This window comes from Runella sp. MFBS21, from assembly GCF_029433105.1.
Lineage (GTDB): Bacteria > Bacteroidota > Bacteroidia > Cytophagales > Spirosomataceae > Runella.
In genome coordinates this window covers 830,746-853,151 of the sequence record NZ_JARNTW010000001.1, presented here as the reverse complement: position 1 = coordinate 853,151, position 22,406 = coordinate 830,746, and the positions used below count along the sequence as shown (strand labels likewise).

The window sequence follows — 22,406 nt, the reverse complement described above, 5'->3', positions numbered from 1 at the left end:
GATATTATGATTAGAGGCGTATTGTTAGATTATGGCGGTACTATCGATACCAACGGCCTACATTGGGGCGGGGTATTGTGGAATAGCTATCAAAAACATCACATAGACATTCCTCAGGAGGCATTTTCAAAAGCTTATTCTTTTGGGGAGAAGGCGTTGGCTATTCATCCTATTGTGATGCCTCACCATACTTTCTATGATACATTAGCGTTGAAAATCGACCAACAGTTTCGTTTTTTGGTCGATAATGGTTTTGAGCTTGATAAAAGTCTCGTAGAGCTTATCGCCCAAGATTGTCATCTTTTTGCCAAAACTACCGTGCAGAAAGCGATTCCTACTTTGGAGGCATTGTATGAGCAATATCCCTTGGTTTTGGTTTCTAATTTTTATGGAAATATCAACAGCGTACTAGCCGATTTTGGTATCCGTCATTTTTTTAAGGCAATCGTAGAATCGGCAGTGGTGGGAGTGCGTAAGCCCAACCCCGACATCTATCGGCTTGGAGTGGCGCAGTTGCAATTGCCGCCTGAGGAATGTGTAGTAGTAGGCGACTCCTACAGCAAAGATATCGTACCAGCCAAAGAAGTGGGTTGCCAGGCTATTTGGCTGAATGTCCAAGGTTGGGAAGAAGATACCTCCATATCTATCTCTGATGCCGAAATTGGCGATTTTGGGAAGCTTTTGGAGGCCATCAAAATCCTAGATAGTATTCTTTTTTAAACACATCTGACACCAAATCATTTTGAGCCATGTATGATATTTGTACAATTGGGCATATTACACTTGATAAAGTAGTAACCACGCAATCCGTCAATTTTATGCCGGGTGGTACTTCGTTTTATTTTTCGAAAGCCATCCAAAAATTTGACGTTGATTATCGGCTCATTACGGCAGTAGCAGCGGCAGAGCTTCCGATTGTGGAGCAATTGCAAAAAGAAGGAATTGAAATTACAACTTTACCAAGCGAGCATACCGTATTTTTTGAAAATATTTATAGTCAAAACCAAGACCACCGCGAGCAAAATGTCTTGTACAAAGCCGACCCTTTTACCAAAGAAGTAGCTTTGTTGCCAAATATTGATGCTCAAATTTACCATCTTGGCCCCCTTCTCTCCGACGATATATCGGTGGAACTGCTGAAAGCGCTGGCCCAAAAAGGAATGGTTTCGCTTGATATTCAAGGCTTTTTACGTTTTGTCAAAAATCAAAAAGTACATTATACCGACTGGGTTGACAAAGATGAAGCATTGGCCCATGTAAGTATTTTGAAAGCCAATGAGTACGAAATGGAGGTGATTACGGGTCAAAAAGAAATCAGGGCAGGTGCACTTTATTTGGCCGAAATGGGCGTGAAAGAAGTCATTATCACGCTTGGCAGCAAGGGCTCGGTGATTTATACCGAAGGCAATTTTTATGAAATTCCCGCCTTCAAACCCAAACAGGTAGTAGATGCCACGGGCTGTGGTGACACTTATATGGCGGGTTATTTGTTGAAAAAAATAAAAGGTGGAAATCCACAAGAAGCAGGGGAATTTGGGGCAGCAATGGCCACTATCAAAATCCAATCTTCTGGGCCTTTTTCAGGTGATTTGCAGCAAGTTGAGAATATCTTAAACTCAACTTTACACGAGAAAATTTTTCCTTGGGAGGAGTTAGCTTCTTCCATTTCACAGTCATGAAGTAAGCGTATGAAGTCAGTAGTAAACCGTTTGTTGATTGTCCTTATAGTAGGTCTATCGTTTATAAGTGCCATTGCACCCAATCACACAGCACCCTCTTTCAATGGGCCTCTTCCCGACCCTGAGACCTTTCCAATACCAAGTGGATTGCCTAAGTTACTTTTTTATATTCAGCGTGACCCTAATACCAACACCATCTGTTATGAACTCAATATCAACGAAAAAGGTCAGCTAGAAGAAGGTAGCCCCATTCATGCCTTTTGGATACGCTATCCTGAAGGTGGCGCCCACAAAGACCTCAACTATATTCAAAGGAAGTTTGCGTATGGTATCAATGCAAAAAAAATTGGTAATGGCCAATATGAATTACGCTCAGTGGCCTATTCAAAATTACCTTTGTTGTTGAAAAAAGATACCAAAAATCAATACCGAGTTTATACTGACATTGCCCAAAAAGAATGTGTCTTGCAGCGGGTTTTTATCCGCATCGATGGCGGTACATTTTGGTCACCCAATGTGCTTTATATCGAATTAAAAGGCACCGAAACAGCTACTGGAAAAACAATCGTTCACCGTTTCAAACCCTCCTAACTATTGCTTATGTATTAGAGATAAGCGACCTCACTAAAAAAACAAAAAACGCTCATTATCAATCGGAATTCACCAATTCCTAGCACTGCTATTTGCAAAATTTTATTATCAGTAACGTACTACAGCTATTCGAAAAACAATTTTTCCACCTTTAAAAACCGTCCTAACATGCCTAAAAAATATGTTTCGAACTCGACGGAGTCCTCAAGGATGTTTAAAAGTGACCTGTTGGAAGCCCTTTCCAAAGTCCACTATAGTGTCCCCTTATTTATTTTTATTCCCGTCATTTTTTATTTTTCTTGGAAAGCCCTTTTTGTAGGCCAATTGCCCGTTTTATCATTTCTTGGCTATTATGGCGGAGGCTTGTTTGTGTGGACTTTTACCGAATATTTCCTGCACCGATTTGTGTTTCATTTTACGCCCAAAGGCAAAATCATGGAGCGCCTCCATTTTATTTTCCACGGGGTCCATCATGATTTTCCTAACGATGCCAAACGTCTCGTGATGCCTCCGTCGGTAAGTATTCCGTTGGCCACGGCCTTTTATTTTTTATTTGCGCTTTTGATGAGCGCGTTTCCTGTTGCAGCTTTTTTTGCGGGTTTTATCAGCGGGTATTTGTTTTATGACATGAGTCATTATGCACTTCACCACGCTAATTTCAAAGCAGGTTTTTGGAAAAAATTAAAGAAGCACCATATGCTTCATCACTATGCCGAGCCTGACAAAGGATATGGAGTCAGTTCGGATTTTTGGGATAAGATTTTTGGTTCGACTTTCCCTCGAACCAATGAAAATTGACAGTATGCTTTCAAAATAAAACCCCAACCATAGTTGGGGTTTATCTTTTCTCACAATTTAACCTATTTATCTTATCTAAAATCGTCCAAATTCTTCATATACATCAAAAGGATTACGGCCTGTAGCCATGGCTTGGCGGCTTTTGGCTTCTGACGCAAACCACTCCTCGGCAAGTTCCAAAACAGGAATCGTGAGCTCAAAAGGTACTACTACTACGCCGTCGTTGTCCCCAAAAATATAATCTCCTGGATTTACTTGGAGGAGTCCTTGCATCCCTTTGACATAAATCGGAATTTGATAATCCACTACCATAAATCGTCCAAAAGCTTCGACGGGATTTCGGAAACGACAAAAAGTGGGAAAGTTCATATCAATCAAATAGTTGGAATCACGCGTAGAGCCGTCAATCACGGCACCCACACATCCGTGGGCATACGCAGCAGTAGCTGAGATTTCGCCAAATTGCCCACACGAAGTATCGCCCTGTGTATCACGGATTTGTACTACACCCTGTGTCATGCTTTTAAACATTCCCAATCGAATATCGTGGATTTTGGTGTCTCGACTAGGGGTGGCGATACCATGCGCCGTAAAAGCTGGCCCTGCTACTTTCATGGTATGCGTAAGAGGATAAATCCCACTCGCCATACACTGACTATGATAGCCCATGTGCTCGAGCGCATCTGATACGAGGGCAGCATACAATTTAAGATAACGGTGCTGTATCTCCTGCCAATCATAGTTGACTTCAAATTTTTTTACGGGATAAGACTGTGTGATAATTTCCATATTGTTTTATTAATTAAAAATTTTGTACTCAATTTGTCTAGCTTGACCCAAACGGCCATTTGGGTCAAAATAGTGCTGCGTCTCCGACGCAAAAACACTCAAGCGAACTAGTTTTAAGTTTCTTTATCGTGCTTGAAAAACCAAACTACGGCTGTGGCAATAAGCCCACTGCCCAAAACATAAAAGCCTGCTAAACTTGCCAATCCAGTGGTAAGACCTAAAGTAGGCTTGAGGATGCCCAACAAAAAAGGAGAAGTAGCTCCTACCAAAAAAGCACACGCCAGCATCAAGCCATAGGCCGAAGAGCGAATCTGAGGCGCAACTACTTCATACAGAGAAGCAACGATATTGGAATCGTACCAACCTCGAAAAAGCCCGAAGCAAAACAACGCCACATAGGTAACACTAGGCGAAAGACTCACACTCATTAAGTAAATAAACGGCGCACCTAGTAGCAGCCCTAAAGCTTGCACAATCAAGCGGCTTTGGGGTTTGGTTTTGGCAAAAGAATCTGCGATTTTGGCCCCCATAAGCACCCCTAAAAAGGCCCCTACATGATGATAAAACAAAGAAGTAAAACCCGCTTCGGTGAGTGATTGACCAAATTTTTCGGCCAAAAAAGAAGGCATCCACGTAAGATACCCCACATTGACAAAAACCATACATGCAAAGGCCAAAGTAAGCATCCATACCGTAGGTTTTTTGACGATGATACGCGCTACTTGCGCCACACTTACCGCTTGCGTATCAGGTAGCAACTCCTTCGCAATAGCCGGCGTATCTTTTTTGACCCGCACAAAAAACACAATGCCGAGTATTACCCCAAAACTCCCAAATAGAAAAAAAGCACGTTGCCAGCCGTAGTGTTCTCCCACATAGCCAGCAATCAATCCACTTAAGATAATCCCAAAATAGACGGCTGTTTGATGAATAGAGAGTGCCAAAGACTTGTTTTGAGAATGATGCTCACTCAAAAGGGAATTGGCTGAAGGCGCATAAAAAGCTTCTCCACCTCCTGTAGCGATACCCCGTAGTAGCACAAATTGAATAAGGGTTGTACAAAATCCTGTACTCAATGTGGCCAAAGACCAAAACAAGAGACTTATTCCCAGGATATTACGCCGTGAATAGCGGTCGCCAATAAAACCAGCGATAGGTACTAAAAGACCATACGTCCAAACCAACGCTGATGCGATCAAACCAAGTTCGGCATCGGTCAGACCCAAATCTTTTCGAATCAAAGGCAAAACGACGCTGAAAATCTGCCTATCTGCTTGATTTAAGAAAAAAGCAAACCAAAGTAAGGCCAGCAGCTCCCACCGATAACTAGCAGGAAAAACAGGGGAGGTAGAAGGCAGGGACTTTATTTCTAGTGACTTGTTCATAGTTTTGTTTCTACTTTAGGAGCATTCCATGCACTAAAATTCAATACTGCTTGAGCCGCCGTTTCGGGTTCACGCCAAAGAACATCTAAAGTAATTTCACGACTTTCGCCTGCTGCCAACCAGTTGTAGTTGTCACTTGCTACGATAGCTCGCTTCGTACCCATAATATCCACTTTGGTCATAAAGGCAGGTAGTTTTCCTTGATTTGAAACCCTGATTGTAATGCGACTTTTTTGCGCATTTATTTTTTCATGACGCACCACCGACAGCTGACAAGTTGTTGTGTTTTTAGCAACAGTAGGTTTGAGCCAAGGGCCTTTGTCGAGCGTAATCCATTCAATGGGCTTGGTGGTATAGTTGCTATAAAACTGGGAATCTTCCATTTTGGCCAAAACCCGTGGATAATAAAATGAGCGAGAAATCAGTTTGCCCGTCGCATCTTTGAGTTCGGCTATCACAAACAAAAAGCGATCGCTGTAATCTTCAGGGATGGCATAATGTCCCGTAGCTACTTCACTAACCGAAGGCCCAGCGTTGATATTCACTGTTTTTTGTTGACTCCAAACTGCTTTGAAATTATCGTCCAAAACCGTGATTGAAACCTGCCCATTTTTCAGAATTTCGGGCAAAGCATGGGTAATTTTGATAGGAAGTGCCATCTTTTCGCCTTTTTTCCACAACATTCGGGGGATATCCACCGCTATGTGGGTAGGTTCATAAGTACGTTTTAGGAAATAATAAGGTGCGGCTGCTTGGCCAAACCAATCCATCAATTGAATGGCAATCACGGGCCAATGCCGCTTAAATACCCAAGGCATCAAACCTGCCGTAACGGGATAACTCCCTTGGACTTTTTCGGAGAAAATTTGATAAAACTCGCCCGCACCTACTTGCGAAGCCTCCGAAATAGCATCAATCGTAGGGTCAGAGACATCAATGATATGCGACGCTCGACTCAGCATCCGAGGTACGCGTCCGGGGCCATATTCTGTAAAATGATGGATAAATTCGGGGTGCGTTTTATAAAACTCTTTATCCCACATTTTACCTAGGTCATGAAATTCGGTATTGTCAACCGTCTCATAAAATACGCCTGCTTCGGGAATCGAATGCATTCCTGTTTCCGAAATCCACGGTGCTTTGGCATAGCTACGATTGTACCAAATAGGGTCCATATCGGGATAAATATGAATGGCACCGTGGTCGGGAGTGGTGCGTTTGAACACCCTCGATGGGTCGAAGGTTCGGAGATTTCGCTCAATAATCCCGATAGAGGTAGCGTTGCCGTAAGAATAAGCATTGAATTCATTTCCTCCACACCATACCGCCAATGAAGGATGATTGCGAAGGCGAAGAATATTTTGCACCACCTGTGCTTCCCATACATCTTGGGGGTAGTCGGGCGTATCTTGGTTTCCAATCGGGAAATCTTGCCACACCATGATGCCCAATTCATTACAGATGTCGTACAGATGCTGAGTTTCTAATAGCCCCCCACCCCAAATACGAATGAGTTGGACGCCCATTTTTTGAGCGGCTTCTAAAGTCCAACGATAACGCTCCCGGTTCAAATCCAACAATATATCTTGGGGGGTAAAATTCATTCCTTTTACAAAAAACTTCTTACCATTCACCACAAACTGCCAGTCGTCCCAGCGGTCGCGGGTGCGGGGTCCTGCAGTAGGTAAGTACTCAATCGTCCGGACACCATAAGTAAACCCTAGGTTATCAACTGCTTTGCCGTCTTTCAAAAGCACTATTTTTACATCATAAAGCTCGGCTTTGCCCAGCCCATTGGGATTCCAAAGCTTGGGTTTGGGCAATAGAATGTCTTTTTCTAGCCAGTTTCGTCCTTTGTTTAAGCTTACGGTCCAAGATTGCTTGAAGGCAGAGACTCCACCACTACTCATTTCCAAGGCTACCGTGTAATTGCCACCAATAGCTTCAAATTTTTGACCATAGTTGTCAGGATGGTCGAGTTGGGTGTTTTGCCACGGATGCAGCTTGAGGTTAGTAGAAACTTCGTTGGCCAACAATTCCAGAGAAAGATGCAAAGCCGCTGAACTTGCATTGGCTGCGATGGATTTGGTAGTCAGAAAAGGACGCTCAACGTGGACTTTAGGAACCACCTCCAAACGTACTCCTTGCCACATCCCGACGCTAAAGAAAGGTTCTCCTCCCGAACCGCCCGAAATCACCCACGGTTTGATGATTTTGCCGCTTGCTCGGGGATTGTAGCCTTTGCGTTTAGAATAATCAAATTCGCCAGAACCTAAGCGAGGGAGATTTTCATAATAGGTAGCTTTGTTCCCCCAATTTCCTGCTCTTACTTCCACAACTATTTCATTATCAGCTTCCAATAGCCGACTAATCTCCACGGTAGGTCCACCAAACATCCCCTCATGGATACCCACTAGCGAATCATTAACCCATACTTTTGAGAAATAATCTACTCCCTCAAAACACAGATAAACATAATGGTCGGTGGCAGTGGCGGGTAGTTTGAAACTACGACGATAATACCACGCTTTTTCGTCGAGCCAAGTGTATTGAAGAGAGTTTTTGTGATAATAAGGGTGAGGTAACTTTCCTGCTTTGAAATAAGACCAATGCACTGAATTAGGAATAGAAGTTTTAAAAACATCTTTCACATCTTTTAGGTCTTCGATGTTTTTGATAGGTTGGTCGGTGTGTCCAAGTGTCCAGCCCTCGCCCGATAAATCAAGGTGCTGTGCCCCTACTCTTTCGGCTATACGATAAGGCTGCCATAAAGTGGGGGGAGTTTGGGCAAAAACAGGTGAAAGCAATGGCCAAAAGGCCAAAGCCCCCAAAAGTCTAAAAGTATGGTATGTCTGAAGAAAAGGGTTCATGTTAGGTTTTTGTTTTTCATTTTTCTGTATCATAAAGACCGGGTTTTCCATAACCTCGCATCAACAATAGGCCACCATCCAGAGTGAGGCTCGCTCCTGTCAAATAGCTCCCCGAACTCAGCAAATCTACTATCACTGCAGCGGCTTCGTGAGGTTGGCCAAAGCGCCCCATCGGGATGCCGTCATTGACTTCTTTGAGCAAAGTTGGGTTTTGCCAAACGGGAGCTGTAATATCCGTTTCAAATGCGCCCAAAGCAATGGTATTGACCCTGATTTGGTGAGGAGCAAGCTCCATCGCCACACCTTTCATGAGGGTTTCGAGGGCACCTTTGGTAGCACCATAAGTACTCAGCCCCAATCCTGGACGAAGCGCATTGACCGACGTTATGGTATAAATGCTACCTTCTACGTGGTGTTGAATCATCAATTGAGCAAGGGTCTGACTTAGAAAAAACGTGCCTTTGAAATTGACATCCATAAAAGCGTCAACATCTTCTTCGCTGACATCCAAAAAATGTTTTTTGTAAGAAATCCCAGCATTGTTCACCAAGTAATCTATCCCTTGCATGGCTTCCCAAGCGGCTGTTCCGAGGGCTTTTACTTGCGCTACTTCCGACAAATCTGCTTGAAACAAATAGGCTTTCCCACCTTGTGTCTCAATCTCGGCTTGGACCTGCTTGGCTTCTTCTTCTTTGTCGAAATAATGCACACCTACCAAGCATCCCTCGCGGGCGAGCTGCAAGGCGATGGCTCGGCCAATTCCGCCCGAAGCTCCCGTTACTAATGCTTTTTTATGTCTTAATCGCATGACGTTATTTCTCTAATTTTACAACGATAGAACGGCTAAAAGAAGGCAGTACCAAGCTGCCGTCGGCAGATAAAGCACCTGAAGACCAGCGGTTTGTCCAAGCATCATAAAATGATACGTTTCGGATGCCCTTTTGGTGAATCGTTAGAGACTGCGGCACGACAGCCTTTACTGCCTTTCCTTCTACCAATTCCGTTTTCCAATCATTTCGAGGGTCTCTTATCCATAGCAAACTCATATTTTCGCCTTCCAATCCATAGAGATGTAAGCCTTCGGGAAGGTTTTCGGTGAATGCTTGGGCTTTTTGTGCTACGGGGTCAAAGCCTTTGATGGCCTCCGAAAAACGGGCAAAATGCCACCAAAGGTTATGTTTTTCGATATAATAATCCCAGTGCCAACTTTGCCCAGGGGCAGCAGCTCCTGCAAAAAACGGCGCAAACAGGAGGTCGTGCAAAAGAATGCCTAAAGTGTCTTTTTCGTACAATTTTGAAGGCCCTGCATGGCGTGGCTCTACGGCTCCTACCTCAGAAAGTAGCACCGGCTTATCAGGACAAAACGCTCGAAGAGTCAAAACGGCATTGCTTGCAAGCACTTCCATCGGGCCTTTACACACTTCCAAGCTTGCCCCCAAATCCAAATACCGGTGTACTTGGGCTAGTTGATTGGTAGGCAGTTGGGAATAGATACGGTACATATCGGTCGCACTTTCAGTATCAAAGCTTCCAAGACTTTGCATCACCAACTGACGAGGAAATCGTTTTTTCACTTCCGGGAGCATTTCTTGCGTCCATTTCAGCAATTGATTCTTGTCGTTGACACCTACGGCATTGACCTCATTCCAAAGTTCCCAGCCAAAGACGCTCGGATTATTTCCGTATCGTTTTGCCAAAAAATCAATACGGTCGAGGTACAATTTTTTGCCTTTATCGGTCAAAAAGAAGTCATCTATCGTTGCAATTTTGGATTCATAAACAGGTCTGTCAAAAGGTACAGAAGTAGGAAAAGGCGCGGGAGAATTGGTGATTTTTCTGAAATGTTCCAAACAAAACTTTACCCTGATATGATATTTTTTGGCCATTGCCAATACCTTATCGATACGCCTCGCGATAGCCAAATCATACTTTCCGGCAGACTGATGCTCTATTTCAAAAACAGGTACGCTCAACCAAATACGGGTAAAATTGCCGCCATTTTGAGCCAGCTTTTGGAAGTACTTTTCATAAAATCCCAATACGTCGGTTTCGGTAGTAAGTCCGCGTGGAAAACAGATATTAGGCCCCACAGGGATGAACGTCTGCCCATTGCTCAAAGCCAAATACCGCGCATCTTGACGACTGATTTCCACAAATGATTTTTCAGAAGGTTGTTTTTGCGCTATTACCTTCCCAAACCAACAAACTACGAAAGCTAAGATTAATTTACGCACAGTTAATCGTTTTGTGTTATTAATTCGGTGCCTTTAACTATCTGATTATTGAACAATTAACTTCCCTTTCATTAAATTCCACCGACCGTAGGATACCAGTCTGGACGATAAGGGTCTTGATGAAAACGGGCATAATAATCCCCTTTTTGTTCATAATATTTTTCGTAAAACTTCATCTTGTCTTCATCTAGCGCGACGCCCAAACCTGGTCCTGTAGGTACTTTGATAGCCCCATTTTCGTATTTCATTAATCCTCCTTCGATGATGTCGTCGGTCAAATAATGATAGTGAGCATCTCCCGCAAAAGTCATGGTAGGAATGGTAGAAGCAGTATGAATCATGGCTGCGAGTTCGATGCCAAACTCAGCCCCACTGTGCATTGCCACCCCTAGATTGAAGGTGTTGCAAACCGCCACCAAATCTTTGACTCCTTTGGGCCCTTCCCAATAGTGAATATCGGTCAATACAATATCTACCGCCTCCATTTTGATAGCCGGCGCAAGGTCATCAAATCGAGCAGGATACATATTGGTAGCAATCGGAATGCGTATTTGTTTGCGGACTTCGGCATTTCCATTCAATCCCCAAGAAGGGTCTTCAAAATACTCAAGTCCTAGGCTTTCCAATCTTTTCCCAATTTTTACCGCTGTTGGCACCGACCATACGCCGTTAGGATCGATTCGTAAGCCAAAATCATCTCCTAACCTTTCTCGGCAGAGTTCGAGTACGCGAGCTTCTTCGGCAGGAGGCATGACGCCCGCTTTGAGTTTCATGGCATTGACACCCAGCGTTTCGTGGAGTTCTTCACAAAAATCGGCCAAATCTTCCGCTGTCTCATCATGACCACCGCCGGGGCGGTCGTAGCGCCAAAACAAATAAGCGATGAACGGCACCTCGTCGCGTACACGTCCGCCCAATAAATCACTTAGAGGACGCCCCAACACTTTGCCCTGAATATCTAAACATGCCATCTCGATAGCGGCATACAGTCGGGCATTCGACATATAGTAAATACTCCGCAGAACCTTTAATTTGATTGTTTCGAGGTGAAAAGGGTCAAGGCCGATAATTCGCGGTTTGAGTTTTTGTAACGCGCCGCGTTGGTCACCACCCCCTACTTCCCCCAGACCAATGATGCCCTCGTCAGTTACCAGTTCCAAAATGGTCCGCAGAAAGTAGCCAGGGTGCACCCCTGTATTGTGTCTTAATTGCGCATTGAGCGGAATCGCCACACAACGCGTCTTTAAATCAATAATTTTCATAAATGTGGCACGGGCTACCAGCCCGTCATTAAAGTTTTACTATCTTGAGCTAAATGCTACCAGCCCGTCATTAAAGTTTTACTATCTTGAGCTAAATGCTACCAGCCCGTCATTAAAGTTTTACTATCTTGAGCTAAATGCTACCAGCCCGTCATTAAAGTTTTACTATTTCAAGCTAAGTACCAGCCCGTCATTAAAGTTTTACTATTTTAAGCTAAGTACCAGCCCGTCAATAAAGTTTTACTATCTTGAGCTAAGTACCAGCCCGTCATTAAAGTTTTACTATTTTAAGCTAAGTACCAGCCCGTCATTAAAGTTTTACTATCTTGAGCTAAGTACCCAGCCCGTCATTAAAGTTTTACTATCTTGAGCTAAGTACCCAGCCCGTCATTGAAAGAAATTGAGTGCTTATATACAGCTAATTGTTAACCATTATTTGCATTGATAATCAACCACTTAGAAAACAAATTTTATTCAATTTTATGCATACTCATTTAAGTAAATAAGCACTCCGATTTAGCCTTGATTTTAAACACACTCCTATGAAAAAGTCAGGGCTAAAGCCTCGCTGGTATTTCTTTTTTCTTCCATCCCCAGCCTAGAGGCGTGGGGTTTTAGGAGTAATAGTTTTGTAAACAAGCAGACTAAAGCCCCGTTATATTCAATTCTTTAGGTTGATTTTTTCCGACCACGAAACGCTTTTCTACCGTCTTTCCATTGACCGTGATTTTAGCTACATACTCCCCATAAAACCCTCTAAACGAATAACTTTTACCTGTTACACTTGTATTTATTTGGGTCTTCCATTCCTGATTAATCAAAGAATTAAGTGCATGATAAGAAGGCTTAGGTTGAAGAGCTTCATCCAAAAACCCTCCCCTCCACTTGTCTTCACCCGCTACCGCAGTACCATCGGCAACATTCCACCAAATAATCGCCTCTACCGCCGCGTGACTAAACCACAAGCGATAAAAATTACGGGTCATTTTGGCTTGGTTTTCCAACCCCTCCTTGGTATTGGGCAAAGTAGGGATTGTAATCTCCGACACGTGTAAAGGCAAATTGAACTGACCATACAAATCAAGCGCCTTAAACAAGTCTTCAGGACGCATGGCCTTGCCCGCTGCTACATCATGATGCAGAGGTTCACTAAAAAAATGAAACTGCAAACCAATCCCGCCGATACGTGCCCCTTTGTGTTTTAGGTTCTCTATCAGCAACTTATAAGGTGTGTAATCTCGGTGATAATTTTGCCAAGACAAGGTAGTCACTTCATTGATAAACAAGCGTGTGGAAGCAGGATAATACTTTTGAGCGGCCTTGAATGCTTTCAAAGCATAGTCGGGGGGCATCGGTACATTAGGATGATCGGCTAGTACTTCATTGACCACATCCCAAGTCTTCACCTGCGAGCCGTAGCGTTCGGCCAAAGTCTTGATGCGGGCATCAATAAAAGGTTGAATCTTAGAAGTATCTTTGGTAAGCCATGTGGGTACAGCATGGGCAGTATTATCCCAGACAAGCGTATGGCCTTTGGGAGTAATGCCATTTTTTTGACAAAAATCAAGTACCAAATCTGGCGGTGGACGACGATAAATAAAGGCACTATTGGCCGCAAATCGGGGTTTTCCTTGCTCTGGTTCAAGGTCTTTCCAATAAAAAGGTACACAAGCCGTATTGAACAATGACTTAAATACCTCTTCATAGCGCTGATTTTCGGCATCGGTTTTGAAGCCTTTCAACATAAAAATATTGGAACCAAACTGAAACTCATGTTTTACCTGTTGAATTTCTATTTGAGCATTGCCCTTTAGATTAGGAAAAAGAAGAGTAAAATCTCCTTTACGATTTTTTTCGATACCATCCGCAATGCGTTTTTCTACCGCAGCATTGTTCCACAAAGAATCGTAGCGGCTAGTTTGGGCAAAAGTGTGGATATAGCCCAATAACAATAGTAAAATCAGTTTTTTCATTCTCTAGTTTTTAGATAATTTTTTGATTTCTTCTGCACTTAAGGAGCGGTCAAAAACCGCCAAACCTCCTATTTGGCCCTTGAAAAAATTGCCCATACCCGCTTTAAGCAACACCGCCCCTACCGTAAAATCGGAACCATTGTTGCCCATACCATCAGGAAAATAGTAAGGGTTTTTGGAGTGAGTAATGCCTTCAGGATAGCCCTCAAAGCCCTTGGTATGGTCGATGAGTTCGGGGGCTCTTTCTTTGAATTCACCGTTGAAAAAAGAGCGGATGTACTTGCCGTCGTATGTAAAGGCCACACAACTCCACTCATTGGCAGGAACAGCCTGATGGCTTGCCGAATAATCAATGGAATACGGGAAAGGAGGCGTAGGTTTGCCGTTCCATGAAATATGTCCACAAACTTGATTTCGACCATTGTAATAGGGCAATGAAACAAATAAACCATACTGTCGCTTGCCGCCGTCTTGGTATTCGTTCCACATTCCACCCACAAAGCCCGTTTGTTCGCCCGTCCATTTGACCCACGCCATCACTGTTACGCCTTGTGATTTTCCATAAATATTGAGTTTGCCAGTTTCTGCATGGGGTAAAGAAAGAAAGGCTTTATTGCCAAATTGAGCAGAATAGCCCGACAATGGCCCCTCATTGACACGCGGCAAGGTACCATTTTGCTCTTTGAGGGGAAAATCACTCACTCCTTGCGCTTTTCGAGCTTGACCTTCTTCTTCCTTGAAATCCCAAAGAGCAATCAAATTGGGGGTTTTAAGAATCCGGGCTATATACTTCATTTGCTTACTTTTAGATTGTCCACAGACTACATTTATCCCCCCTATAAGGATAAAAAAAGCACACAGACTAATGGCGTTTTTTTTCATTTTATAAAAACAGATTGGAGTAGGTGAGTTGATTTGAAAAATAATAACAAATATCTATTGATTAGGCTATTAGTCTTGATTTTCAAATCAAACTCATCCACAATCCTTGAATCAATACCCCAAGTTCTGGTCTTTACTGGGGTCGAGGGCTGTGTTAAAGTTTAATTCACCTACAGGTATAGGCCAAAACAAATGCTTATCTGCCACATCTTTGCCCGTAGCTGCTTTGATGATTTGTTTCAGCTTGGCTGTACCTAAGCGTTTCAAATCAAGCCAACGTTTAGCTTCATATTGGGTTTCGTATCCCCTTTCTTGCAATACCAAATCATTAAAAGTCTCGGCAGTATAATCAGCCAATTTGAAATCGACGGTCGAAGGAGCCGTTGCAGATTTGCCATAAGCCCGGCGATGCACCTGATTGAGCGCTTCTAAGGCTGCCGCAGTAGGGCCATTGCTGGCGCGACAAGCAGCTTCGGCATACATCAAAAGCACATCAGAGTAACGATAAATGGGAAAGTCGTTGCCAGCTGCGGTACTTGTGGGGGCAAGTGCGTCAGAGAATTTCTTACACAACATACTATTGTTCCCCAATCCAATATTCCAATTGATCCAATTGTAGCTTTTCCGCAAATCATTGTTATCCCAATTCTTATATACTGGATTGGTTTGGGAATCGGTATAGTGGGCAAAAAATCCCCCAGCACCGTGTAGTCTCGTGCCAGGATGATGCGCAAACATCGCCAAATACATCCCTTGGTTGTTTTGGCGGGTCATTTTCAAATAAAAAATCTCTTCGGGACTTGTCACTATAGTAGGACCAAAGACCTTGTCAAAATCAGCCGCAACGGTGACAGGAACGAGCGAAAATTGCCCTGATTTGATAATTTCATCGGCTTTATCGCGGGCTTCGGCGTATTGATTTCTTGTAAAATATACCTCTGCCAAAGCTGCTTTAGCAGCCCATTTGGTAGCCCGACCTACTTGAGCGGGCTTGTCGGGGAGATTGGTTTCGGCTTCTTTTAGGTCAGCAATGATTAAAGTGTATACTTCATCTACCGTCCCACGCTTCACATTGGGTTCATTGAGAGTGGCTTCGGTACGAATGGGTACGCCGCCCCAATTTCGCACCAACCAGAAGTAGTTATAAGCCCTTAAAAACTTAGCTTCGGCTACATATTTGGCTACATCAGCTTGGCTGATATTTTTGCCTTTGGGGGCATTTTGAATCACCAAATTGGCATTGCGAATACTCAAATAAAACAACCGCCATCCATCATCGGTACGCGGAATATTGGTGCTATTCAAGCCTTGAAAATCACTCAATACTTGATAGCTTCCACGACCATAGCTATAGTCGGTATAAGCTTCTACCTGAGCACCAAGCTGTCCACTGATGCCATTGGTAGCTCTCAATTCTTGGTAGGCGGCATTCACAGCCGTTTCTACCTCAGCGGCAGTGTTATAAAATGTTTCGACGGCCACCGCCTTAGGCGCTTCTTTTAATACATCCTCGCAGGACATCAAAAAGACAGTCGATAATAGAAAGAATATTTTTTTCATTTTTTCAATGATTAAGTCTTACATGATTGAAACTCGACTCTTAAACAAGACTTTCCAAGTTTACAAATCCTTTGACTATCAAAAACTTGGAAAGTCTATTCTCGCATCAGTACTTAGAGGATTAAAATCCGACTCTTAAACAAGACTTTCCAAGGTTACAAATCCTTTGACTATCAAAAACTTGGAAAGTCTGTTCTCGCATCAGTACTTAGATGATTAAAATCCGACTCTTAAACAAGACTTTCCAAGGTTACAAATCCTTTGACTATCAAAAACTTGGAAAGTCTGTTCTCGCATCAGTACTTAGATGATTAAAATCCGACTCTTACCCCAAAGGTGACGGCTTTGGAAGTAGGATAGCTGTAGTGGTCAATACCTTGTCCGATAGAATTGGCACCTCCTTGTGAGTTGGTTTCGGGATCCCACCAAGAGTATTTTGTAAACGTCAACAAATTCTGCCCACTGACATACACTTGAGCCGTGCGCATCCAGTTGACACGCCATTGTTGGAGAGGTAAGCTGTAGGCCAATTGGATATTTCGCAACCGTAAATAAGAACCATCTTCCACCAGTCTGTCGGAATAGTTGTAGCTATTGGAGCGCGAAATCACGGGATATTTTGCATTAGGATTGGTAGGAGACCAGTGGTTATAAAGTACTTCGCGTGGCATATTAAGCCCAAACCCATAGTCGAGGGTATTGTTGATAGAGCTTACGTTGAGCAAATCGTTGCCTTGGGTTCCTTGCAAAAACAAGGTAAGTTCGAGCCCTTTATAGCTCATAGTCGAATTGAGACCGTAGATGAAATCAGGATTGGGGTTTCCAATGATAGTTTTGTCCAATTGGTTGATGATGCCGTCACCGTTGAGGTCTTTGTACTTCTCCTTGCCTAGGTCAGTGTATCCGTCTTTCAAATAGCCAAAAAATACACTCATAGGTTGGCCTTCTCTTAAGAGGTTGGCGTTGTCATTGATGAGGGTTACGCCTACCGTTCCACCCAAAATATCGGCACCGTTATAGAGCTTAATGACCTTGTTGCGGTTGAAAGAGATATTTCCTCCCAAATCCCATTTAAAAGCTTTGTCGATAACTCGCGCATCTAAAGCGATTTCCAACCCTTTGTTTTGGATTTGACCTACGTTTTGAATCGTACTCGTAAATCCAAATCCAATCGGCAACTGCACGGTGTTAAGCAAATCGCGGGTGTTTTTGATGTAATAATCGACCGAGAGACGATAGCGGTTGTTTTGGAAAGCGGCATCTATCCCAAAATCAGCTTGTTCGGTAGTTTCCCATTTAAGATTTCCGGGCAGACGAGTACCGGGAGCAAAAGTGTTGTAGAGGGCATCATCAAACACCGTTTTTCCTGCCGATAGGTTATTGAGAGTAGCATAAGGGCTGATTGCTTGGCTGCCTGTTTGGCCCCAACTTGCGCGGACTTTCAAATCAGAAATAAAGGGTACATTTTTCAAAAACTCTTCCTCTGATACGCGCCAGGCCAAAGCTGCGGATGGAAAATACCCCCATTTGTTGCCTTCGCTATAGCGCGACGACCCATCGGCACGGAAACTGACGGTGGCTAAGTATTTGTTGTTATAACTATAATTGACTCTTCCTAAATACGAAAGTAAAGTAGCAAACGAGTAAGAAGTAGATGGAATACCGGGCGTGTTGGCAGAACCTAAATTGGCGGTTTCGGTGACATTACTCAAAAAACCAACTCCCGAAGCTCCCAGTGAAGTATTCCGAAAATCTTGATACGTAAAACCTGCTACCGCCGAAAGGCTATGCTTACCTACACTTTTGTTGTAGCTGATGGTATTTTCGCTCAACAAGCTCCTACCTTGGGTAGTAGATACACTCGCCGACCCTTGAGAATTGATAAAATTGGTAGTAGTGTAGGCGTCGGTGCGGTCATCGCTATTTTCGATACCCCCTGAGATTTTGATGGCCAATCCTTCAAAAGGCTTGAAAGTCATTGCTACGTTGGCCAATACACGATTGGCCCGCACTTCGTCTGTTTGTTCATTGACGTAGTTGAGAGGATTGGTGATAACATTGGAGATAAACGGATAAGAAGTGGCCAATACCCGATAGCTACCGTCGTCATTGTAAGGAGTGAGCGTAGGAGGAGCCGATATGGCCGCCGAAATCATAGAACCACCACGGTTGCCGCCGCCGTTGTTTTGACGGCTTGTATTAATGTTGGTCAAAGTGGCTCCGTACGATAAATTGAACTTTTTACTTACATCAGTTGTGACATTCGCGCGCAATGAATAGCGATTGTAATCACTGCCAATAATAATTCCTTGCTGTCCGAAGATACTTCCCCCAATCGAATAGCGCGTTTTTTCATTGCCTCCGCTCACCGTCAAGTTATGGGTTTGCATAGGAGCCTTTCTGAAAATTAGATTTTGCCAGTCGTAGCCTTCTCCAAACCCGTCAATCTGTGCTTGGGTAAAGTAGGGAGCCACACCGTCGTTGGTGGCTTGCATATTATAAAAAGTAGCGTACTCTTTGGCATTCATCAAATCGAGCTTTTTGCGGAGGGTCTGAATGCTGTAGCTTCCTTCATAATCGACCTGCGTTTTGCCGGCTTTGCCTTGCTTGGTCGTAATCAAAACCACACCGTTAGCACCTCGCGAGCCATAAATAGCCGTAGCCGAGGCATCTTTCAGGATTTCAATGGATTCTATATCAGAGTTGTTGAGGATAGTAGGGTTGCTCCCCGAAGTCGGAAACCCATCTACTACATACAGTGGCTCATTGCTTCCTTGGACCGAATTTGTCCCTCTAATCCTCACACTTACGCCTGCACCCGGAGCACCTGTATTTTGGGTGACTTGTACCCCTGGTGCTCGCCCTGATAGTGCTTGTAGGACGTTGGTGGCAGGAAATGCGTTGATTTCTTTAGACTTTACAGAAGCCAACGACCCCGTCAAATCACTCTTTTTGACCGTACCGTATCCTACTACTACTACTTCGTTGAGCAGACGATTGTCAAGCTCAAGTGATACATCTATTGCACTTTGATTACCTACGGTGATTTCTTTGGGGCTATACCCTACAAAAGAGAACACCAAAACGGCATTGGTAGGGACGTTTAATTTATAACTCCCGTTAGCGTCGGTGGTGGTACCTGTGCTAGTACCTTTCACCAAAATACTTACTCCAGGCAGTGGGGCATTGTCATTGACTCCCACAACCCGCCCTGAAATCGAGCGGTCTTGGGCCAGCAGTGGAGCGGCACTCAAAAAGAGGCAAACTCCCATAAGCCAAGTATAAATGTTGAGTTTCATTGGGTGTTGGTTTGGAATAATTTTTATATTATAAAATTTAATTTTATTTTATTACAATATTCCTAACAAATCATAAGCTGACCAAATTTTTTAGAGATTTTTTTTCATTTTTCTTAGATTAAAAATAAAAAAACTCCTCACAGGGTTTACAGCCTATGAGGAGTCGATGAGGGAGCCTAAACCAAAAGAAGAATTATTTCAATCGCTGTGTTATGCGTTTGGCCGTAGCTTTAAGTTGAAAAACAAGCCCCGATTTATCAGCTACCATATAGCGATATTCGGGCAGATAAATACTCAAACTTGCCACCGCTTTGTCGTTTTTGAGAACAGGCACCGCCAAGCCAACCACTTGTCGTCCGTATAATACTTGAAGAGCGCATTCTTCTTTTCGAAACTGCATCAATAAACTTTTGAGGGTTTCTAGCGAATCTACTTCTTTCCAGCTTTCAGGGGTAGGAAGACCATATTTAGCTACAAATCGCTCAATTTCAGGCTCTGAAAGCATAGCCAGTAGCATACGACCCGAGGCGGCATCATATACGTGTTTTTCGAGAGGAGTACGCACCTGAAGGTCTTGTTCGGCGTGAGTCCGATGAATGACCATGCGCTTGTCGCCATTCAAAACTGCTAATAAGCAATTTTCATTGATTTGGGCCGTAAGTTTGTCCATCTCATCTTTGGCCGCTTCAACCAAATCTTTGCGATAGGCGTCGTTATTGGTAAGTGAGTAAGATTGGGCTCCTAAAATATACCCCTTTTTAGTCCCCACTTGTTCTAAATACTTACGCGTCACAAGCGTTTTCATGATATTGGCGCAGGTACCATGATTTAATCCCAAAGCATCCGCAATTTCACCTAAAGAAGTAGGTTTTTCGGGATTTGCAGCCACTATTTCTAAAATATCAAGGGCGCGGTTGATTACTTGTATCATCAATAAAAATATATTTTATAATGTAAAATTATATTCTTAAAATTTTTATTCCAAAATTCAGGATATAATCCTTCTCAAACTTTAACAAAAAGTAGGCTTTAGCGCTTATCAATCTAGCCTGTGTATTGTTCAAAAAGCCCTTATCCGTTGATTAAATTGAGATTAAAAGCGGTTTTTTGTAGTCAAGTTATCAAATCAGTCGTGAACCCTTTTTTAAAAAATTTGTTTTTCTTCTAAAGTCAATACTGTCATTGGTGACTAGTAAGAAACTTTTTTTATATCCCATCATCACCTGTAAACACCCATACCAACTCGCAGCGGTTTTGACCTAACCTAGATACGCATTACTAGTTATGGCATCCTAACCATAGTTTTTTAGTTGAAAACCTGCGATTGTGTATTTCTTTTCATGCTCTACGATAACAAGCAGTATGAGAAGCGGGAGTAAGGTTTAAATCATAAAAACCATGCTTGCTCTGATTAGCGCAAAGTCATTTCTGGAAAAAGTTAGAAGAGTCCCCTGCATTCTATTGTTAGATTTAGGTGCATACGTCGATTTTTTATCAAACGACACGTGATTGGGTTGCTATTTATAAGTAATTGTGCAAAATAGAATTTCCACGTTTTTACTTTTTTGACTCTCCGCTAAATAAGGCTAATTGTTTTATTTAGCTACTGATTATCAACACAATTAACTGTGCTTTGGCACTGAGTTAAGAGATAATTCAGCTTATTATTTGTGCGCATTTTTTCATAATCAAACATCATCCTTCATGAATTATTGGCCTACAGAAGACAAAAGGAGGACTATCGCTTTGCTAGTTGCCTTTCTTCTGCCTTTTTTAGCATTTTCCCAAACTACCCCCACGCCCGCTGAAAATGGGACTTTAGAAAATGCTTCTTTAGATGATATTGTAAAGTATGCCCTCAAAAATCAACCATCTATTCAGCAATCCCTGATAGATGAGCGCATTACCGAAAATACCATCAAGAATAAATTAGCGGACTGGTATCCGCAAATCAACTTCAACTACAATTTCCAGCACAATTTTATTGTGCAAACGAGCATTATCGGGGGCAATCCCGTCAAGCTAGGCGTCAACAATCTGTCTTCTACGCAGTTTACGGTATCACAAGCACTTTTTAATAGAGATGTATTGTTGGCTAATCGCACTAAAAACGATGTCAGGCTACAAGCAAGCCAAATCACGACCAACAATAAAACGGATTTGGCGGTGACTGTTTCCAAAGCATTTTATGATGTATTGGCTACGATGCAGCAAATCAGCGTAACCCGCGAAGATATCGTACGGCTAGAACGAAGCCTAAAAGATGCTCAAAATCAGTACAAAGCAGGTATCGTAGATAAGATAGATTTCAAAAGAGCCACCATCGCTCTCAACAATACCAAAGCTGCCAAAAAAAGCAATGAAGAAATCTTGACCGCCAAACTTGAGTATTTGAAGTCATTGATGGGCTATCCCAAAGAGCAGGCTTTGAAGCTTCAATACGATAGTCTCCAAATGGAACGAGAGATTTTTTTGGATACTTTACAAAATGCTGAATACGGCTCGCGGATTGAATACCAATTGCTTAACACGCAAAAGAAACTGTTGGACTACAATTTGCAATACCAAAAATGGAGCTATTTGCCCACAGTCTCTGCCAACGGTGCCTATAACCTCAACTTCCAAAACAATCGTTTTGTGGATCTTTATGGCAAAAACTTCCCCAACTCTTTTATGGCCCTAACACTATCATTGCCCATCTATCAAGGCGGAAAACGTAAGACAAATATCAATACCGCTGAATGGCAAATCAAAAGAGTAGACCTCGATATTCAACGATTGAAGATGAACATTAATGCCGAGTATGCCAGGGCTTTGAGTGCTTATAAAGCCAACCTTATAGAGTTGCTGGCTCAAAAAGATAATATGGATTTGGCCAAAGAAGTGTATGATATTATCCAACTACAATACAAATCAGGCATCAAAACTTACCTAGAGGTAATCACCTCCGAGGCTGATTTGAGACTTGCACGTATCAACTATTACAGCTCTCTTTATCAGGTGCTTGCTAGCAAAGTTGATGTACAAAAAGCCCTCGGCCAAATCAATTTTTAACACGACAGAAATTCCCCAAACAAGATGTTT

At 42.9% G+C, this 22,406-nt stretch carries 16 protein-coding genes; 5 read left to right on the top strand and 11 right to left on the bottom strand.

The features are described from left to right. Positions 1 to 6 precede the first annotated feature (6 nt). The 4 genes from P1X15_RS03320 to P1X15_RS03305 all read left to right on the top strand — a co-directional run bounded on the left by P1X15_RS03320 (position 7) and on the right by P1X15_RS03305 (position 3,068). The gene (locus tag P1X15_RS03320) at positions 7 to 720 is read left to right on the top strand and encodes an HAD family hydrolase (protein ID WP_277336710.1); all 714 of its coding nucleotides are present in this window, start codon (positions 7 to 9) and stop codon (positions 718 to 720) included. Between the two features lie 29 nt (positions 721 to 749). Next, on the top strand, positions 750 to 1,679 hold the full coding sequence (locus tag P1X15_RS03315) for a PfkB family carbohydrate kinase (RefSeq protein WP_277336709.1): 930 nt from the start codon (positions 750 to 752) through the stop codon (positions 1,677 to 1,679). A gap of 9 nt (positions 1,680 to 1,688) precedes the next feature. After that, positions 1,689 to 2,270 (top strand): DUF4833 domain-containing protein, encoded by a 582-nt coding sequence (locus tag P1X15_RS03310; protein WP_277336708.1) that lies wholly within the window; start codon positions 1,689 to 1,691, stop codon positions 2,268 to 2,270. Between the two features lie 168 nt (positions 2,271 to 2,438). Further along, complete coding sequence (locus tag P1X15_RS03305; protein WP_277336707.1) at positions 2,439 to 3,068, top strand: sterol desaturase family protein; 630 nt, start codon at positions 2,439 to 2,441, stop codon at positions 3,066 to 3,068. Between the two features lie 75 nt (positions 3,069 to 3,143). Here P1X15_RS03305 and P1X15_RS03300 read toward each other — a convergent pair whose 3' ends face one another. The 11 genes from P1X15_RS03300 to P1X15_RS03250 form a co-directional block, all read right to left on the bottom strand. Next, a complete protein-coding gene (locus P1X15_RS03300) occupies positions 3,144 to 3,857 on the bottom strand; it encodes an RraA family protein (RefSeq protein WP_277336706.1) in 714 nt (237 codons plus the stop codon). Between the two features lie 113 nt (positions 3,858 to 3,970). Further along, complete coding sequence (locus P1X15_RS03295; RefSeq protein ID WP_277336705.1) at positions 3,971 to 5,242, bottom strand: MFS transporter; 1,272 nt, start codon at positions 5,240 to 5,242, stop codon at positions 3,971 to 3,973. Next, on the bottom strand, positions 5,239 to 8,112 hold the full coding sequence (locus tag P1X15_RS03290) for a glycosyl hydrolase 2 galactose-binding domain-containing protein (protein WP_277336704.1): 2,874 nt from the start codon (positions 8,110 to 8,112) through the stop codon (positions 5,239 to 5,241). The genes P1X15_RS03295 and P1X15_RS03290 overlap by 4 nt, the downstream gene beginning before the upstream one ends. A 16-nt stretch (positions 8,113 to 8,128) precedes the next feature. Next, the gene (locus tag P1X15_RS03285) at positions 8,129 to 8,920 is read right to left on the bottom strand and encodes an SDR family NAD(P)-dependent oxidoreductase (protein ID WP_277336703.1); all 792 of its coding nucleotides are present in this window, start codon (positions 8,918 to 8,920) and stop codon (positions 8,129 to 8,131) included. Positions 8,921 to 8,924: 4 nt separating this feature from the next. Further along, the gene (locus tag P1X15_RS03280) at positions 8,925 to 10,346 is read right to left on the bottom strand and encodes a cellulase family glycosylhydrolase (RefSeq protein WP_277336702.1); all 1,422 of its coding nucleotides are present in this window, start codon (positions 10,344 to 10,346) and stop codon (positions 8,925 to 8,927) included. A gap of 71 nt (positions 10,347 to 10,417) precedes the next feature. Further along, a complete protein-coding gene (locus P1X15_RS03275; RefSeq protein ID WP_277336701.1) occupies positions 10,418 to 11,608 on the bottom strand; it encodes an enolase C-terminal domain-like protein in 1,191 nt (396 codons plus the stop codon). A 644-nt stretch (positions 11,609 to 12,252) separates the two neighbouring features. After that, a complete protein-coding gene (locus P1X15_RS03270) occupies positions 12,253 to 13,581 on the bottom strand; it encodes an endo-1,4-beta-xylanase (RefSeq protein ID WP_277336700.1) in 1,329 nt (442 codons plus the stop codon). 3 nt (positions 13,582 to 13,584) lie between these two features. Beyond that, on the bottom strand, positions 13,585 to 14,376 hold the full coding sequence (locus tag P1X15_RS03265) for a LamG domain-containing protein (protein ID WP_277336699.1): 792 nt from the start codon (positions 14,374 to 14,376) through the stop codon (positions 13,585 to 13,587). A gap of 198 nt (positions 14,377 to 14,574) precedes the next feature. Further along, entirely contained in the window at positions 14,575 to 16,023 is a 1,449-nt protein-coding gene (locus P1X15_RS03260) for a RagB/SusD family nutrient uptake outer membrane protein (RefSeq protein ID WP_277336698.1), read from the bottom strand. A gap of 311 nt (positions 16,024 to 16,334) precedes the next feature. Beyond that, positions 16,335 to 19,322 carry a TonB-dependent receptor gene (locus P1X15_RS03255; protein WP_277336697.1) on the bottom strand — a complete coding sequence of 996 codons (2,988 nt, stop codon included), beginning with the start codon at positions 19,320 to 19,322 and terminating at the stop codon, positions 16,335 to 16,337. A gap of 193 nt (positions 19,323 to 19,515) precedes the next feature. Beyond that, the gene (locus P1X15_RS03250; RefSeq protein WP_277336696.1) at positions 19,516 to 20,253 is read right to left on the bottom strand and encodes an IclR family transcriptional regulator; all 738 of its coding nucleotides are present in this window, start codon (positions 20,251 to 20,253) and stop codon (positions 19,516 to 19,518) included. A gap of 773 nt (positions 20,254 to 21,026) precedes the next feature. Between P1X15_RS03250 and P1X15_RS03245 the strand changes: the two genes are divergently transcribed. Next, on the top strand, positions 21,027 to 22,376 hold the full coding sequence (locus P1X15_RS03245) for a TolC family protein (RefSeq protein ID WP_277336695.1): 1,350 nt from the start codon (positions 21,027 to 21,029) through the stop codon (positions 22,374 to 22,376). The last annotated feature ends 30 nt before the right edge of the window (positions 22,377 to 22,406 follow it).

Excerpts from the sequence above, each read along its gene's own strand:
- P1X15_RS03320 (WP_277336710.1), top strand. The coding sequence starts at position 7 with ATGATTAGAGGCGTATTGTTAGATTATGGCGGTACTATCGATACCAAC.
- P1X15_RS03315 (WP_277336709.1), top strand. The coding sequence starts at position 750 with ATGTATGATATTTGTACAATTGGGCATATTACACTTGATAAAGTAGTA.
- P1X15_RS03310 (WP_277336708.1), top strand. The coding sequence starts at position 1,689 with ATGAAGTCAGTAGTAAACCGTTTGTTGATTGTCCTTATAGTAGGTCTA.
- P1X15_RS03305 (WP_277336707.1), top strand. The coding sequence starts at position 2,439 with ATGCCTAAAAAATATGTTTCGAACTCGACGGAGTCCTCAAGGATGTTT.
- P1X15_RS03300 (WP_277336706.1), bottom strand. The coding sequence starts at position 3,857 with ATGGAAATTATCACACAGTCTTATCCCGTAAAAAAATTTGAAGTCAAC.
- P1X15_RS03295 (WP_277336705.1), bottom strand. The coding sequence starts at position 5,242 with ATGAACAAGTCACTAGAAATAAAGTCCCTGCCTTCTACCTCCCCTGTT.
- P1X15_RS03290 (WP_277336704.1), bottom strand. The coding sequence starts at position 8,112 with ATGAACCCTTTTCTTCAGACATACCATACTTTTAGACTTTTGGGGGCT.
- P1X15_RS03285 (WP_277336703.1), bottom strand. The coding sequence starts at position 8,920 with ATGCGATTAAGACATAAAAAAGCATTAGTAACGGGAGCTTCGGGCGGA.
- P1X15_RS03275 (WP_277336701.1), bottom strand. The coding sequence starts at position 11,608 with ATGAAAATTATTGATTTAAAGACGCGTTGTGTGGCGATTCCGCTCAAT.
- P1X15_RS03270 (WP_277336700.1), bottom strand. The coding sequence starts at position 13,581 with ATGAAAAAACTGATTTTACTATTGTTATTGGGCTATATCCACACTTTT.
- P1X15_RS03265 (WP_277336699.1), bottom strand. The coding sequence starts at position 14,376 with ATGAAGTATATAGCCCGGATTCTTAAAACCCCCAATTTGATTGCTCTT.
- P1X15_RS03260 (WP_277336698.1), bottom strand. The coding sequence starts at position 16,023 with ATGAAAAAAATATTCTTTCTATTATCGACTGTCTTTTTGATGTCCTGC.
- P1X15_RS03255 (WP_277336697.1), bottom strand. The coding sequence starts at position 19,322 with ATGAAACTCAACATTTATACTTGGCTTATGGGAGTTTGCCTCTTTTTG.
- P1X15_RS03250 (WP_277336696.1), bottom strand. The coding sequence starts at position 20,253 with ATGATACAAGTAATCAACCGCGCCCTTGATATTTTAGAAATAGTGGCT.
- P1X15_RS03245 (WP_277336695.1), top strand. The coding sequence starts at position 21,027 with ATGAATTATTGGCCTACAGAAGACAAAAGGAGGACTATCGCTTTGCTA.